This window comes from Opitutus sp. GAS368 (genome assembly GCF_900104925.1).
Lineage (GTDB): Bacteria > Verrucomicrobiota > Verrucomicrobiia > Opitutales > Opitutaceae > Lacunisphaera.
This window is the reverse complement of record NZ_LT629735.1, coordinates 388,234-403,159: the sequence shown is the minus strand read 5'-3', so window position 1 is coordinate 403,159 and position 14,926 is coordinate 388,234. Positions and strand designations below refer to the sequence as shown.

Annotated in this window: 14 protein-coding genes; 4 read left to right on the top strand and 10 right to left on the bottom strand. The window is 66.9% G+C overall.

Going from position 1 to position 14,926, the window contains the following annotated elements; translation table 11 throughout:
* Window positions 1-8 precede the first annotated feature (8 nt).
* The 3 genes from BLU29_RS01735 to BLU29_RS01725 are packed head-to-tail and all read right to left on the bottom strand — an operon-like array spanning window position 9 to window position 4,728.
* Window positions 9-1,907, bottom strand: coding sequence for a hypothetical protein (locus tag BLU29_RS01735; protein WP_091054862.1), 1,899 nt, complete (start codon window positions 1,905-1,907; stop codon window positions 9-11).
* Window positions 1,904-2,533: a response regulator transcription factor gene (locus tag BLU29_RS01730; protein ID WP_091054861.1), complete on the bottom strand. Its 630-nt coding sequence runs from the start codon at window positions 2,531-2,533 to the stop codon at window positions 1,904-1,906. The genes BLU29_RS01735 and BLU29_RS01730 overlap by 4 nt, the downstream gene beginning before the upstream one ends.
* Window positions 2,530-4,728: a histidine kinase gene (locus BLU29_RS01725; protein WP_157693554.1), complete on the bottom strand. Its 2,199-nt coding sequence runs from the start codon at window positions 4,726-4,728 to the stop codon at window positions 2,530-2,532. Before BLU29_RS01725 ends, BLU29_RS01730 begins: the two co-directional genes overlap by 4 nt.
* Before the next feature lie 163 nt (window positions 4,729-4,891).
* Between BLU29_RS01725 and BLU29_RS18660 the strand changes: the two genes are divergently transcribed.
* Genes BLU29_RS18660 through BLU29_RS17780 form a run of 3 tightly spaced genes read left to right on the top strand, consistent with a single transcriptional unit; the run spans window position 4,892 to window position 6,319 of the window.
* The gene (locus tag BLU29_RS18660; protein ID WP_255401153.1) at window positions 4,892-5,023 is read left to right on the top strand and encodes a hypothetical protein; all 132 of its coding nucleotides are present in this window, start codon (window positions 4,892-4,894) and stop codon (window positions 5,021-5,023) included.
* 16 nt (window positions 5,024-5,039) lie between these two features.
* Window positions 5,040-6,068, top strand: coding sequence for a PIN domain-containing protein (locus tag BLU29_RS01720; protein WP_091054859.1), 1,029 nt, complete (start codon window positions 5,040-5,042; stop codon window positions 6,066-6,068).
* A gap of 11 nt (window positions 6,069-6,079) precedes the next feature.
* Window positions 6,080-6,319, top strand: coding sequence for a hypothetical protein (locus BLU29_RS17780; RefSeq protein WP_157693553.1), 240 nt, complete (start codon window positions 6,080-6,082; stop codon window positions 6,317-6,319).
* Here the strand turns inward: BLU29_RS17780 and BLU29_RS01715 are convergent.
* The 6 genes from BLU29_RS01715 to BLU29_RS01690 form a co-directional block, all read right to left on the bottom strand.
* The gene (locus tag BLU29_RS01715; protein ID WP_091054858.1) at window positions 6,316-8,892 is read right to left on the bottom strand and encodes a helicase C-terminal domain-containing protein; all 2,577 of its coding nucleotides are present in this window, start codon (window positions 8,890-8,892) and stop codon (window positions 6,316-6,318) included. The genes BLU29_RS17780 and BLU29_RS01715 overlap by 4 nt on opposite strands.
* 171 nt (window positions 8,893-9,063) lie before the next feature.
* On the bottom strand, window positions 9,064-9,705 hold the full coding sequence (locus tag BLU29_RS01710) for a hypothetical protein (RefSeq protein WP_091054857.1): 642 nt from the start codon (window positions 9,703-9,705) through the stop codon (window positions 9,064-9,066).
* A 130-nt stretch (window positions 9,706-9,835) separates the two neighbouring features.
* Window positions 9,836-10,498 (bottom strand): DUF502 domain-containing protein, encoded by a 663-nt coding sequence (locus BLU29_RS01705; RefSeq protein ID WP_091054856.1) that lies wholly within the window; start codon window positions 10,496-10,498, stop codon window positions 9,836-9,838.
* A 187-nt stretch (window positions 10,499-10,685) separates the two neighbouring features.
* A complete protein-coding gene (gene ybeY, locus BLU29_RS01700) occupies window positions 10,686-11,285 on the bottom strand; it encodes an rRNA maturation RNase YbeY (RefSeq protein ID WP_091054855.1) in 600 nt (199 codons plus the stop codon).
* 61 nt (window positions 11,286-11,346) lie between these two features.
* Window positions 11,347-12,321: a PhoH family protein gene (locus BLU29_RS01695; RefSeq protein ID WP_231962290.1), complete on the bottom strand. Its 975-nt coding sequence runs from the start codon at window positions 12,319-12,321 to the stop codon at window positions 11,347-11,349.
* Window positions 12,322-12,409: 88 nt separating this feature from the next.
* Entirely contained in the window at window positions 12,410-12,901 is a 492-nt protein-coding gene (locus BLU29_RS01690; protein ID WP_091054853.1) for an HIT domain-containing protein, read from the bottom strand.
* 229 nt (window positions 12,902-13,130) lie between these two features.
* On the opposite strand from BLU29_RS01690, the gene BLU29_RS01685 reads away from it, so the two are divergent.
* Window positions 13,131-14,138, top strand: coding sequence for an exosortase/archaeosortase family protein (locus tag BLU29_RS01685; protein ID WP_231962289.1), 1,008 nt, complete (start codon window positions 13,131-13,133; stop codon window positions 14,136-14,138).
* 104 nt (window positions 14,139-14,242) lie between these two features.
* Here the strand turns inward: BLU29_RS01685 and BLU29_RS01680 are convergent, their stop codons facing one another.
* Window positions 14,243-14,887, bottom strand: a complete 645-nt coding sequence (locus tag BLU29_RS01680; RefSeq protein WP_091054852.1) for a hypothetical protein — start codon at window positions 14,885-14,887, stop codon at window positions 14,243-14,245.
* Between the last annotated feature and the right edge of the window lie 39 nt (window positions 14,888-14,926).

Genomic DNA, 14,926 nt, shown 5'->3' with positions numbered 1-14,926 from the left:
ATGCCGCCCTACGGCTTCCGGGAGACTGGGTCGGGCCCGAAGGAGGTTTCGACGGTCGTCGGCTGGCCGGGTGTCGTGGTCAAGGTGACGATGACGGGCCGGCCGTTCACCCCGGGAAAGGGGCTCCAATACGGCGTGGCATCTTCATTGCAAGTGAGGGTGTTGCCGGTGGGGGCGCGCTCCACCGCGAACGCCCAGGCCTTGTCGCCCCCGAAACCAAGGCGCACTCGTTGGGGCGCCGTTTGCGCCACCACGAGGTCGGGGTCCCGGACGAAGGGTTCGACGAGCCGGATGACCTGCGGGTGCGGCGACACGAACGTCCACTCCTTCGTCACGTGGTCGCCGAAAAAGCGGTGCGTCAGCCGATACGTCACCCCGGCGGCTGCCCCCGTACTGCTGCGCAGCCGGCCCTCGGTGGTGACCACGACGGCTCCGGGTTCCTCGGTGACACTCATCCTGCCCTCCGCCTCGAAGAGCGTGGTGTAGTAAACGCCATCGATCGTGCACTCGGCGCGGGGCGTCAGCGGCTGCAGGGCGGACTCGTCGGGCATGTGGATGTCCTCCTCGCGACGGTAAACACTGACGGAGGACGACTGCGCGAATCCGGTGGCACCGAAGCCCTCGAGCCACAAATTGGTGATGCTGCCACCGCGGCTGACCTGGCCGCGTCCGTAGCGGTCAATCGCGCCATAAGCCGAAACAGTGGCCATGAGGTGATCGGTGCGCAGCACCGTGACGCCGACGCTCGGAAAGAAACGGTGCCAGTTTTTTTGCCGGACCGCCGGGCCGCGGGCGGCCCGGCCAGGGGCATAGGTGAGCGCCATCGCGATGCTTTGCGCGCGGGCAAACGTGGAGTAGAGGCAGGGCGGAGTGAGCGAAGCATGTTGGTCCGCATGCGGCCCGGTGGTGACCAGGCCGTCGTGCAGGGCGTGGGTGGTCAGGTAGTCGAGGCAGCTTTGTTCGGCCGCGCCGAAGTCCGGATCCCGGTCCGCCAGGAGCGCAAAGGTGAAATAGACTCCGGGAGCCGTCTTGGTGCCGCTTTCATAGGTCCATTTGTAGGAGCGTGTGCCCCAGGAATTGTCGACGGCCCCGTTCGGGTAGACAAAGGAGGCATGCGTGCGCAGCAGTGCGGCGGCGCGCTCCTGGATCGATTCATCGGATTTCAGGATGCCATACAGGGCGAGAAAGCCGATCGACTGGGCCAGGTTGTAGCCGAGGTCGACGCCCTGGCCTTCGCCAGTCAGCAATCCGTCGGCATTCACGGCCCGGAAGGTCAGTGCGACCAGGGCGTCCGCCTTGGCGAGCCACGCGGGCACCGGGTCGCGCACCGCCTCGGCCGCGAGCAACAGCGCGACGGCGCCGGTGGGATGATAGTTGATGTTGCCGACGGGAAAGGCCTGCACGATATACGCCGCGGCCCGGCGGATCGCACCCTCCCAGGCCGTCTGGTCCGCGGGCGTGAGTTCGTTCCGCAAGAACGGATAGGCTCCGGCGAGGGAAATGAGCTGGTCGGCGGTGGTCCCGGCCCAGCCGTCGAAGTTGGGCCACGCCTCGCCCCACGCCCCGCGCGGCTGCTGCTTGCCGATCAGCCAGCGCGCCAGCTTGACGGCGGCATCACGGTAGCGCGGGTCGTGGGTGCGCCGCCAGGCGATGGCGAAAGGATAGACCGCCTCGGCCGCGCGCGAATGGAGCGGATGGACCTGCGGGTTCGTGCTCGGGCAGACCAGGGCGCCGCAATCGGCCGAAGCCGGGTCGGTGATCTGGGTCGCGACCAGCGCGTCGCAGAGCGTGAGGAGCAGGCGGTCGTATTGCGCCTCGATGGCGCGCGCCGCCGCCGCGGCCGGCAGCAAGGCCAGCAGGGCGGCCGCGGTGCCGAGGCCAGCAAGGCGGCGGGACGGAAACCTCACAGCCGGATGATGCCGCGCGACAGCGCGGCCGTGACGGCCTGCGTGCGGTCCGCGACCCGCAGTTTGGCGAGGATGCTCTTCAGGTGGTCCTTCGTCGTGTATTCGCTGATCTTCAGTTCGTCGGCGATCTCCTTGTTGGCGAGGCCGCGGGCCAGCTGGTTCAGCACGTCGATCTCGCGCGCGGTGAGCTCCTCGTAGGCGTTCCGTGACTTGAGGCGCGTGGCGACCTCGCGCGGGATCCAGCGCTTGCCCGCGGCGACGGCGCGGATGGCCGGGATCAGATCCTCGCCGGTGGCGCTCTTCAGCACGTAGCCGTGCGCGCCGGCCTCGAGGGCGGCGTGGATGTCCGCGTCGCCGTCGAAGGCGGACAGCATCAGCACGCGCGCGGCCGGGGCCATCTGGCGGATGTGCCGCGTGGCCTCGGTGCCCGAGCGGCGCGGCATCCGCAAGTCCATCAGCACGAGGTCGGGCTTCAGTTTCTCGAACAGCGCGATGGCCTGGTCGCCGTCGTCGGTCTCGCCGATGACCGCCAGGTCGGGCTCGGTGTTGATCAGGGCAATGAGGCCCATCCGGACGATGAAATGATCGTCGACGACGAGGATGCGGACGGCGGGTTCCTTGGTCATATGATGGCGGGGACGGGCGGGACCGGGGATTCGGCGGCGGTTTCCAGCGGAATGACCGCGCGCACGGTGGTGCCCTCGCCGGGGGTGCCCGAGAGGTCGAGACGGCCGCCGAGACGCTTGGCGCGCTCGCTCATGCCCAGCAGGCCGAATTGGCGCGCTTCATAAGCCCCGACGCGTTCGGCGCTCAGGCCACGGCCGTTGTCCCGGATCTCGAGAGCGACCGAGTTCGGTAGGAATTCCAGGCGCAGCACGACGCGGGTGGCGTGGGAATGCTTTACGACGTTGGTCATGGCTTCCTGGCCGATGCGCAGCAGGTTTTCCTCGACGATCTCGGGCAGCCGCCGCCGCTTGCCGGTGATCGCCACGTCCACGTGCAGCGGCGTGCCGGTCGCGATCTGCCGGCTCGCCATGGTCAGCGCCTCGGCGAGGTCGAACTGTTCCAGCTCCCGCGAGCGCAGGTCCCAGATCGAGCGGCGCAATTCCAGCTGGCTTTGCCGCAGGAAGCCCCGGGCCAGCTCGAGCCGCTGGCTGGCGTCCTCCGGGTTGCGCGAGAAAAGCTTGGCGGCGGTGTCGAGCTGGAGCGCGATGCCGGTCAGGGCCTGCTCGAGCGTGTCGTGCAGCTCGCGGGCCAGCCGGGTGCGCTCGGACAGCACGGCGCGGAACTCGAGCTCCGCGGTCTTGCGCGCGGTCATCTCGACCTTGAGCTGCTCGGTGCGCTCCCGCACGCGCTCCTCCAGGTGGTCGTGCGCCTGCTGGAGCTCCCGCTCGGCCCTCTGCCGTTCCGCGATCAGGATGCCCAGCATGGCATTCTTCTTCGCGATGGACAGCGACCACGCGGCGAGGCCCGCCAGCAGCACGCAGACGATCGCCAGGCCGACGAGCAGCCGCTCGGCGGTGAACCAGCTCGGCGTCTCCAGCACCACGAGACTGCTGGCCTCGGGCAGCAGCAGGTTCAGGGCCTTCAGCTTGCCGTCATCGCCCGTCTCGAAGGTGGCGATACCGTGCAGCTCGACGAGGCTGCCGAGCGGCACGGCAGCAAGGCGGAGGTTGTCCGTGGCTTCCTCGCACTCGGCGGTGAAGGTCAGGTCGGGCGTCTGGATCGTGCAGGTGACGCGCTGGCCGGCGAAGGAAGCGCCGTCGCGGCGCACCGGCCGGAGGCTGCGGTCGAGCAGTTTGCCGCGCAGCACGATGAGTTCGGCCGGGTGCTGGCCGTTGCGCAGTTCCTCGTAGGGCACGGCGCGGCCGCGGAGGGGCAGCGCGGTTTCCTGCCCCCGGCGGAAGACGGCGTCCTTCAGCACCGGCTGGAAGTTGATGAGTTCCAGGAAGCCCACGGCCTCGACCACGTCCCCGGGGGCGAGGAGCGGCGTGTTCTGCTGGCTCTCCAGGTGCAGGCCGCCCGTGTCATCCTGGATATAAAAATCCTGGCCGACCCGCTGCAGGGTCACCGTCCCGCTGACATGCAACCGTTCGCCCAGGCTGACATTCGGCCGGTAACGGGCGATGTCGCCGAGCTTGACGACGGGCTGCTCGAACGGCGGATGCGGCTCGCGCTGCTCCACCACGAAGTCCTCGGCGGTGGGCACGTAAAGGTTCACGGCTGTCAGCTGGCGCAGGGCGGCATTGAAAGAGGTCGCGGCCGTGCCGCGCACGGTGACCTTGGCGGCGATGAGCGACTCCGGGTTGATCTGCGGCGGCAGCTTGGGAAAGACGCGGATGCGGTAGGCGCCGAGGGACACCTCGACCAGCAGCTTGCGGGTTGGCGCGAAATAGGCGGCGCGCACCAGGCCGGTGATCTCCACCCGCTGGCTGTCCTCCGCGCCCGCCATCAGCCGCTCGATGGTGGCGTGCCGGGCCGGCGGCAGCGGCGCCCGGCCCACCTTGGTGCAGCGGGCGTTGCTGATCACCGGCGCGAACGCCCCGGGGCCGGTGACGCCGGTCACCTCCACCACGTCGCCCACCGCGGGTTGCCGGCCGGCGTTGCTGACGAAGATGCCGCCGCTCTCGTCCTGCACGAAGAACTTGCCGGCCCAATCGGGCTCCGCGGCCGTGACGATCCCGCGGATGGCCACCGGCAGGTGCGTCATCGCCACCTCCGGGGGCAGCGCCAGCGCCTCCGCGGCCGTGCGCAGGGTGGCGGGCGCCGGCTCCGCGGCGGGGAGCAGGGACACCAACAGGCCGAGCGCCGCGGCTATCACGGACCGGACCGGAGAGGGGCTGGGAGAGGGGGTAAGCGTAGACGGAAAAATTACGGCGGCGGCGGTCGATTCCAAGAACCGTTTGGCCCCCTCGAAAGAGGGATGCACCGGCCCCGCCAGTATAACGTTGTCAACCGCGCACCCGCTTGGTCGGATGCCGCGCATGGAAGAGTTGGATCCCGAACTGCAGAAGAAGGCCCACCGGGCCCAGCTGATTCTCTACGGGGTCATGATTTTCCTCGGCGTCCTGCCCTTTGTCTTGCTGTGGCTGAAAAACAAGGGAGTATTCAATTGATTCGCCGCCCCGTGGTATGAATAAAACGCTGATCGTCATCCGGATAGTCTTCATCGCCCTCTGCGCCATCGGCAGCTGGCTGATCTGCTACACCGTGCAGGAATGGGACAGCCACCGCGGGCTCGCCGTGTCCATCGGTCTGATGATCGGCTCCCTCGTGGTGCTGGTCGACCTGATGCTCAAGGGCTTTTCCCTGCGCGGCCTGACGGCCCTGACTTTCGGCCTCGCCATCGGTGCGGCCATTGCCTGGTTGATCGGGATTTCGCCGCTGCTCAACCCACCCCAGGGACGTGAATTCAACCAGCAGACGACCTACCTCGTCCAGATGGTGCTGTTCGTCGTCTGCACCTACCTCGGCACCGTGATCGCTCTGCGCGGCAAGGACGACTTCAACCTCGTCATCCCCTACGTGCGGTTCGTGCCCCACGAGGTGGACGTGCCGCTGGTGGTGGTCGACGCCACCGCGCTGATCGACGGCCGCATCGCCCGGATCTGCCAGACGCAGTTCCTCGGAGCGGGGCTGGTCATCCCCAGCTTCGTGCTCTCCGAGCTCCAGGCCATCGCCGACTCGCCCGACCCGGTCAAGCAGGCCCGCGGTCGCCGCGGGCTGCAGGTGCTGAACGAGCTGCGCGCCATCAAGCACCTCGACATCCGCATCCACCAGAGCGAGGTCGCCCGCCGCCAGGACATCGAGGCCAAGCTGGTCTTCCTGGCCCAGTCCATGCGCGCCAAGCTGCTCACGACCGACACCAACCTCGCCACGATGGCGAAGTTCCAGGGCGTGTCCTGGCTCAACCTGCACGCGCTGGAAACCGCGCTCCGCCCGGAGCTTGTCATCGGCGAGAGCATCGGCGTCGAGCTGCTCAAGCCCGGCAAGGAGGACGGCCAGGCGCTCGGCTATCTCCCCGACGGCTCCATGGTCGTCGTGAACAACGGCCGGGCCTTCGTCGGCAAGCGCGTGACGGCCGAGATCATCGGCGTGCTGCCCAGCGGAAGTGGCAAGATGATCTTCGCCAACCTGCTCGGCGAGGTCGACGCGGTCTGAGCCGGCGCGCGGTGTTCGACACCCCCCGCCCTGCGGGCACCCCTCACCGCTGGACGATATGCGGGGTTTCATCCGCCCGGGTCATTCGCAATGGCAAGTGGGTGGCGCGGTATCCGGATTGGCTTGAGCACGCCGATTTGGTGCTGCTGGCCGCCAAACCACTGGCCCGCTTCACCCGCGAGGTGAAGACGGAGAAGTTCGAATTGGAACCGAGTGCGCCAATCAAAACCAAGCCGGACAAGTCGTTCTAGCCCGTCCCGTCCAACCACTCGCGGAGGTCGGACTCGGAGGCGATCTCCTTGAACATCTGGTAGTCCGCCGCGAGCAGCGCGGCGTAGGACGGCTCGGCGAAGCGCCGGCAGTGCAGCAGCATCTTGGCGTGCTGGCCGGGCGCGCGCACGAGGCGACCGACGGCCTGGTTCACCTTCTGCAGCCCGGGGATCTGGTAGACGCGGCGGAACGACGCTTCGCGGCCAAGCCCGGCCAGCGCGTCCATGCGCGCCTTCTGCACCGCATTGACCTCGGGCAGGGCGGGGCCGACGACCATGGCGTGGCTCACGCGGCCGCCGAGCAGATCGATGCCTTCGGCAAAGCTGCTGCCGAGCACGAGGAAGAGCGCGTCGCTCAGGGCGACGTTCTCCTCGATCCACGCCGTCTGCGCCGTGAGATCGGGGAGCTTCGGCTGCAGGGCGACGCGGAGCACCGAGCCGTTCTGTTCCAACGCGCGGAGCACCGCCTCGGCGTAGGCGTAAGAGGGGAAGAAGACGGCGACGGCGGCTGTCGCTGTGGAGACCTGAGACCTGAGACCTGAAACCTGAAGGGAGGAAGCTCGATGCAGTTCTTCCACCGTCGCGGCAGTCGTGCCGTAGTAGGTGCTGCGCTCGCGAAACGTGGTGCTGACGCGCAGGTCCACGGCGACATCGTAGGCCCCGGCCCGCCAGGGCGTGGGCGCGTGGAGGGTGGCATAGGTAGGGCGAACCGTCTCGGTGAGCCGCGGCTCGTCGGGGACGACTCGCCCTACCAGCCCGCACGAAGCGGCGAACTCGGGGTAAGGCTGCAGCGTGGCGGACATCAGGATCGCACCGCCAAAGGTTTTCAGGATTTCACCGATGGCCGGCGCCGCGTCCACACAGGTGAACTCCAGTTCGCCCTCGCGGGCCACCCACAGGAGTTTGGTGAGTTTGGCGTCATCGAGAAATTCAGCGAGCTGTCCGAACGACCAGAGCGTTTCCGCGTGCTTCGGGCCGAGCGCGGCGTAGTCCAGTGGCTGCGTGCTGACGAGATTGGCCAGTTTCGCCACATGGTCGTGCACCTCGGCCTCGATGGCGGGATCGAGCGAGTCGGCGGGCCGGAGCGAGGCGAGCAGGCGCGTCCATTCCTCCAGCGCCAGCACGAGGGTGGCCGGAGCCTGCAAGTGGTCGAGCTCGGCCAGCAGCAAGCGGGCGTCGGTGTCGGTGGCGCGGTGGGAGTGGGCGCCGGCGACGCGCGAGGGGAGGTTGTGCGCCTCGTCGATGACCAGCAGCGTCTCCGCCGGGTCGAAACCAGGCTGGTCGAAGAAAAGCCCGCGGTTGTCGGGAGCAAAGACGTAGTTGAAGTCGCCGATCCACACGTCGTTGAAGGCGAGCGAGGCGCGCGTGATCTCGTAGGGGCAGATGCGGGCCTCGCGGCCGGCGGCGCGCAGGGTGGCGAGGTCGCGCGGCTGGCGGTCGTCGAGGTAGAACTTGGCCAGCCCGCTGTCGGGCCAGCGCTCGGCGCAGTCTTTCAGGAAATCGCAGCCGTCGCGCACGCAGTGGAAGGTGTGGTTGATGCAGTGCTCGGACTTGTTGCGCACCTGCCAGAAGGCGAGAGGGTGAAACCCGGCCTCCGGACGGGTTGGTTCGGCGGGGGTCGCAGAAAACCGGTCCAGAGGCCCGGTTCCACCGGTCATCTGCTGGAGGGTGTGGACAACCTGCAGCTGGCCGGTGGACTTGCCGGTCAGCCAGATGAGCCGGGCGAAGCGGCCGGCCTTCATCTGCCCGAGCGCGAACTCAAGCACGCAGCCGGTCTTGCCGTAGCCGGTCGGGGCCTCGAACAAGACGACAGAGGCCCCGCCTTCGCTTTCGCCGGACGAAAGCTTCGGCGCGGCCAGCGGAGGACGGAGGGCAGAGGACAGATTCTGCTGGATGGTTTCCTGCCCGGCGCGCAACGAAGGGAAGGCCGGATGGAATGTCAGCGCCCGGCGGCGCTCGGTGGCGCGGAGCCGCAGGTTGAGAAACTCGACGAGGGCGTCGAGTTGGTGGTGGACCAACGCCTCGTCGAATGGCGTGAGCGCGATGGTCTGCGCGAGCCCCGAGCCGGCCTCGACGAAGACGAGCTCGGCGCGAACCAGCTTGGAGCGGGGAGCAGGGAGCGCAGAGCCAGAAGCCGAGGCCCGGACCAGCACCGTGTAGGCGGCGAGTTGGAGGAAGTAGGCCGGGTAGTCCGTGCGCAGGTCGGTCTCTTCTGCCGGCAGCGGGCGCATGACGCTTTTGATCTCGCGCAGCAACACACCCCGGCCCGGTGGGCCACCCTCCTCTAGAGGGGATTCAGGCAGAAGCTGGTCGATGCGGCCGCTGAGGGCGAAGGTCCAGCCGCGGTGCGTGATGCGGCCGTCGATGACGACTTCGAACTGGGCGGCGGGCGACTCGGCGAGCGTGCGCTTCTGCAGATCGTTGTGCCAGTGCTGGCCGAGCTGGGCCCGCCAGATGCCCTGCGAGCCGCCGCCGGAGTCCGACGGGCCGAGGGTGAAGCCGGCGAATTCGCCGACGCTCAGGCTGACCGTGCGGTTTTCGAGGGAGAAATTCATGAAGACGGCACCACGGAACACCCTCCTTCACTCTCTGACAAGAGCTACGGCGCGGCAGGCACGGAATACACGGAAGGAAAGAGGGAACCGGCAAGTGTAGGGCGGGATCACCGCATCCCGCCTTCCCGCGAAAATAATAAGACCCTCGAGGCGGGATGCGGTGATCCCGCCCTACAGTCTGATCTCGGTCTCCGCCCGCACCCAGTCCTCGAGCCGGTGGGTGATGCGGGCCACGGTGGGCGCGTCGGCCATCTGGGCGGCGAGCGGCTGGTTGAGCAGGTGCGCGGCGTGGTCGCGGTCGGCGGCGTTGAGCTGCGGCCACCACTGTTGCTTCACGGGGTAGCCCTCGTCGCGCAGCAGGCAGTAGAGGGTCTTGAGCCAGACGATGTCAGGCCGGCCGCCGGCGGCGAGGGCGGTGAAGGATGAGCGCAGCAGGCCGGCGACGGCCTCGCGGGACTCGTCGGGCACGGGATTGCGGCTGAGCAACGCGCCGAGGGCGGCGGCGGCGCGGAGCGTGTCGTAGGAGCGGCCGATGCCGTCGTGGCGCTGGATGAGGCGGTGCTCCTTGATGAACCACGTGCGGCCCTGGTTGGAGGACTCGAGCCACAGTTCGGTTTCGTCGAACAGGTCGAGGTTGGTGGGGACCTCGGGGGAGGCGCGGAGCGGAGTCCGCACCCTACCGGTTGCGACGCGGCGCAGGCAGTGCAGCACGCCGTCCCCGGCCGAGAACGCCGTCAGCTGCTCGAAGGTGTCGGAGCCCGACGGCTGCTTGGCGAGGATGAACGCCGTGGTTTGGAGCTGCTGGCCGGGCATTGCAGAGGACAGATATCAGAGGACGGAGGACAGACTGGAGAATGAAGGTGGGGGGCTTGCCTTGGAGGGCTCGCGTCCCTGCGAGCCGTTTCGAGCAAGAAGAACGGCCCGCAGGGACGCGGCCCTCCCGTCAGTTTTTTTTCAGCGCGGCCTTCGCCGCGGCCGGGTCATTCCAGGTCGGCAGGACGGCGCCGCAGGAGATGACGGTCTTCATGCCATCGCCGACCGACATATCGAGTTCGATGAGTTCCATCGCGGGCAGATACATGAAGAAGCCGTTGACCGGGCTGGGGCAGGTGGGGACGAACACGGCCCAGTGGTCGTTTTTGAAGTGCGTGTGCAGTTCGCCCTGGCCGGTGTTGGTGACAAAGCCGATGGTGTAGGCACCGGGCCGCGGGAACTGCACGAGCACGACTTTGCTGAACTGCGTGCGGTCTTTCGCCCCGAAGGTCTCGATGAACTGCTTCACGCTGTTGTAGAAGCCGCCGATGCCCGGGATGCCCTGGATCAAACGCTCGCCGAGCGCGCCCACGAACTGCCCGAGGAAAAGATGCGAGACATAACCAAGCAGGGTGACGAACCCGAGCGCGATGAGGGTGGCCAGCACGTCCCAGACGAGGGACGGCAGGTGGCTCAGCATCTCGGGCAGATAAGGCAGGAACAACGGCGTGATCGAGCCGCCGACAAAGCTGATGATCAGGCGCAGCACCCAAACGGTGGCGACCAGTGGCGCGACCAGCACCAAGCCCGTGAGGAAGGCGTTGCGAAGGGAAGTGAAACGGGAGGAGGGCATGAACGGCGCAGTGAATCACAGATGAACCGGGACGCCACTGATTTTTTTGGACGTGCCAATAGCCCATACCCTCATGCATTTTCCGCGGATGACGCGGATGGGCGCGGATTACTGCAAAAAACAATTGCGGGTCCGATGGATTGCATCTGCGAGTATCCGCGCAATCCGCGGAGAATTGTTTGTGTTCTTAGGCCAGGCGAAATTCCGGCACGGCTTTCGCCGCCCGCAACAGCTTCATCGCCCGGGCCTCGGCCGCGCGCATGCGGCGCTTCTTGGCGGGCTGCAGGTCGTCGTAGCCGGCCAGGTGGAGCCAGCCATGCACGACGTAGAGGGTCAGTTCGGCGGAGAATTTTTCCTGTAGGGGCGTCCCTTGTGGACGCCCGCGGGCGTCCACAAGGGACGCCCCTACATACCGAGCGGCCGTGTCGGCCGAGACGCAGATCTCGCCGGCGAGGCCGGCCTCCTTCGCCAAGGCTTCGGAGCCCAGGGCCGTCGGCTCGCCCGCGAAGGTGATGACGTCGGTCGCCGTCGGGTCGGCCATGAAATCGCCGTGGATCTTCGCCAGCGCCGGGTCGGTGAGGAAGACGAGGGAGAGTTCGCCGGCCGGGACCGCCGACACCCCCCGGCGCTTTGCGGCATCAGCCGTCGCCGAGCCTATGGCCGACAGGCCCCTCTCCAGAGGGGATTTCACGAAACCGGTATCGAGAACGTGAATGACACGCGCCACCTCCGCCCGGCGGAAGCGCAGGCGTGGGTGGCGGTTGGTGATGGCGACTTCGCGGTTCATTGGCTTGGTGGAGGGCTCGCGTCCCTGCGAGCCGGCCCGCAGAGACGCGGGCCCTCCAAAATCAACCCGGCCCGATGGGCTCGGCCGACCGGGCCTGCTCGTAGGCGTCGATGATCTTCTGCACGAGCGGGTGGCGCACGACGTCGCTGGCGGTGAAGTGGTGGAACTCGATGCCCGGGATGTTGCGCAGCACGCGCGGGGCCTGGACGAGGCCGGAGGTCTTGTTACGCGGCAGGTCGATCTGCGTGATGTCGCCGGTGATGATCATGCGCGAGTCGTCGCCCAGACGGGTGAGAAACATCATCATCTGCTCGTGCGAGGTGTTCTGCGCCTCGTCGAGAATGATGTAGGCGTTGGCCAGGGTGCGGCCGCGCATGTAGGCGAGCGGGGCGATCTCGATGACGCCCTTTTCCGACAGCGTCGCGACGTCCTCGGGGTCGAGCATGTCGTGGAGCGCGTCGTAGAGCGGGCGGAGGTAGGGAAGGATCTTCTCGCGCAGGTCGCCCGGCAGGAAGCCGAGCGCCTCGCCGGCCTCGACGGCCGGGCGGGTGAGCACGATGCGCTGCACCTGGTTCTTCAGGAGGGCGGAGATGGCCGCGGCCATGGCGAGGTAGGTCTTGCCCGTGCCGGCGGGGCCGATGCCGAAGACGATCGGGTTCTTCTGGATAGCCTGCAGGTAGAGTTTCTGGCCGAGGGTTTTCGGGACGACGCTCTTGCGCTGGGTGGCGATGACGAGCGGCTCGTTGACCAGCGCGCGCAGGCTGGCGCCGCCGTCCTTGGCGTAGAGGTCGAGCAGCCGGACGAAGTCGGGCGTGCGCACGGCCAGGCCCTGGGTCTTGCCGGAGTTCAGCAGGGCGAAGAATTCCGCGGTGCGCGTGACGGCCTCGGCGGGGCCCTCGACCTTCAGCCAGTCGTCACGGGTGGTAAGCCGGCAGCCGAGCGCCTTTTCCACGCGGGTGAGATTGTCCTCGTTGCCGCCATAGAGTTGGTTGAGGTGGCGGGCGTTCGGGTATTGGAGCGTCTTGGAGTCGGGCACGGGTTGAGGAGCGGTAGGCAGTAAGCGATAAGCTTTAAGCTGGTTTGGCAACAGGGTGTTCGGACCGGTTCTGCTTAAAGCTTTCGGCTTAGAGCTTAAGGCTTTCAGCCACTTCCTTGAGCCGGGCATACATCGCGGCGAGGGACTGCGGGAGCACACGGGTCTGGCCGATGACGGGCATGAAGTTCGTGTCGCCGTTCCAGCGCGGCACAATGTGGGCGTGGAGGTGCGGGATGCTGCCGCCGGCGGCGGCGCCGAGGTTGAAACCGACGTTGAAGCCGTTGGGATTGATGGCGGCGCGGAGGATCTCCTTGCCGAGGATTATCTCGTCCATCAGGTCGGCGCGTTCGGCCGCGGTGAGTTCGGCGATGTCCGAAGCGGCGCGGAAGGGCACGGCGAGCAGGTGGCCCGGGTTGTAGGGATAGCGGTTGAGGATGAGGTAGGACAGCGGGCTGCGGTGGATGATGAACGCCGTGGCGTCGTCCCCCAGCTTGGGCAGCTCCGCGAAGACGTTCGCGCCCTCGGGGAGGCGGGGCGCCTCGATGTATTCCATCCGCCAGTAGGCGTGCAGGTGGTCCATGTTCCGGGGCAGGCTTGGCCGGCGGGGCGGGGATGTCAAAACAGGGATTGGCGGAAGGTGGAGCGCAGATTTGAAATTGTAGGGCGGGATCACCGTATCCCGCCTCCGTTCGAAAGGTATATCACGTTCGTGGCGGGATACGGTGATCCCGCCCTACAGAAAGCGTCTTGAGGGCAAGCCGCTCCACCGGGCTTGCAGCGTCACCGGGTTTGCCTTTGCTCGGCCCAGCGTGACCGACCAGCCCCAAGCCCTCTCGAAACCACCCGCACCGTTCCTCGCTGCGCTCGGACTGTCGACGGGCTTCATGGCCTTCGTCGCGTGGGACCAGTCGCACTGGTGGAGCCGGAAGGAGGACTATTCGTTCGGCTGGCTCGTGCCGCTGTTCACCGCCTATGTCGTCTATGACCGCTGGCCGCAGCTGCTCGGGCGCCTGCGCGCGGCGGAGTCCGGGCCGGCCAGTGCGCGCTGGGTGCAATGGGCGCTCAACGCGGCGGCGGGCCTCGGGCTGCTCGGGGGGGCGTTGTTTTTCCTGCTCGGGGCCTTTTACCGCGCCGGCGCGGGCACGTCGCAGCCCGGCACCTTTGCGCTGACGCTCGGCATGGTGGCGATCGTGCTGCCGCTGATTTATTTCAATGCGCCGAATGGAGGGCCCGCGTCTCTGCGGGCCGGCTCGCAGGGACGCGAGCCCTCCAATGGCAATGGTTTCATGGCCCTCTTCGCCGACGGCCGCTACCGCGTGGCGGCGCTGTTCATCTTTCCCGTGCTGGTCTGGCTGGTCTCAGCGCCGCTGGTCTCGGCCGTCGAGTCGCAGGTCAGCCTCTTCCTGTTGCGGAAGGTGGTGACGGTGGTGGCCTTCGTGTTCGACATGCTCGGCTTCCCGCTCGAGCAGCAGGGCAACGTGCTGATGCTGCCGAAGGGGCCGGTCGGCGTGGCCGACGCCTGCTCGGGCATCCGGTCGCTGACGGCGTGCCTCTTCGCCGGGTCGTTCCTCGGCGCGACGTTTTTCGAGCAGCCGTGGAAGAAGGTCACGCTGGTGGTGGCGTCGATGATCTTCGCCTTCCTGATGAACCTGGCGCGCAGCCTGTTCCTCACCGGCTGGGCCTACGCCTACGGCCCCGGGGCCATCAACGGCACGGTGCACGATGCCGCGGGCTACGCCGTGCTGGGGCTCACGTGTGTCGGGCTGCTGCTGCTTGTGCCGCTGCTGAACCTGAAGTTGGAGCGCGCGACACCCTGAGTTCCCGCCCGCCGAAGCCCGCGGCAAGAATCTGTTCTTTGCCTGGCGTTCCAGCTGAGCCACGGCCGTTCGGGTCCGTTGGCTCTGGCGTCCGGTTAGCCTTCTTACTTGGGCAATTCATAATCGCTTCCGAAAAACTTCGATTTGAGCAGGCGATAGCGAAACCTGTCCTGCTCCAGAAACGGATACTTGGTTCGATACTCGACCACTTGCTTTTGAAATGCCTCTTTCGTTTCGGGATAATAGCGCCAAAGCATTGGCCCCGTCTGGCAATCGAGGAAAAAATTCCCGATGAAGACGATCTCGCCGGCCGAGGCCGTAAAAGTCCCTCCCTCCGGCCTACCATCCTTAATCAAATCCGACCGCTTCGCATTCAAGTAGCCAACGTCGGAGACAGACCGAGCGACCTTAATGCTGACACCACTCAGAGCATACTCGCCCGGAGGAAGAATGAATGCGTAATTGAGGAATCGCAGCGTGCGAGTTAGCCGTGACGGTCCGTCTACGATGAAGTCGGCTTTCGCGTCGGGGGTCTTTGGCTCACCCGTTACGCGGTCGAACTCCAGCTTCATGAGCTCGGCATTCTCGTAGCCGCCACAATTCCAGTGGCGGCCCCAATTTACGTCGAACACCACGACAGCATTGGCCGCGATGCCCGCTTGATAGGTCTTCTTGGTCACTTCGCGAATCACCACCGGATCGGCGGCGACAGCGGAACTGACCAGGGCGAGTAAGAATACAATGCGCATGGTTTTGCCCAACAGTGTTATTCAGCTTCAGCGAAAAGC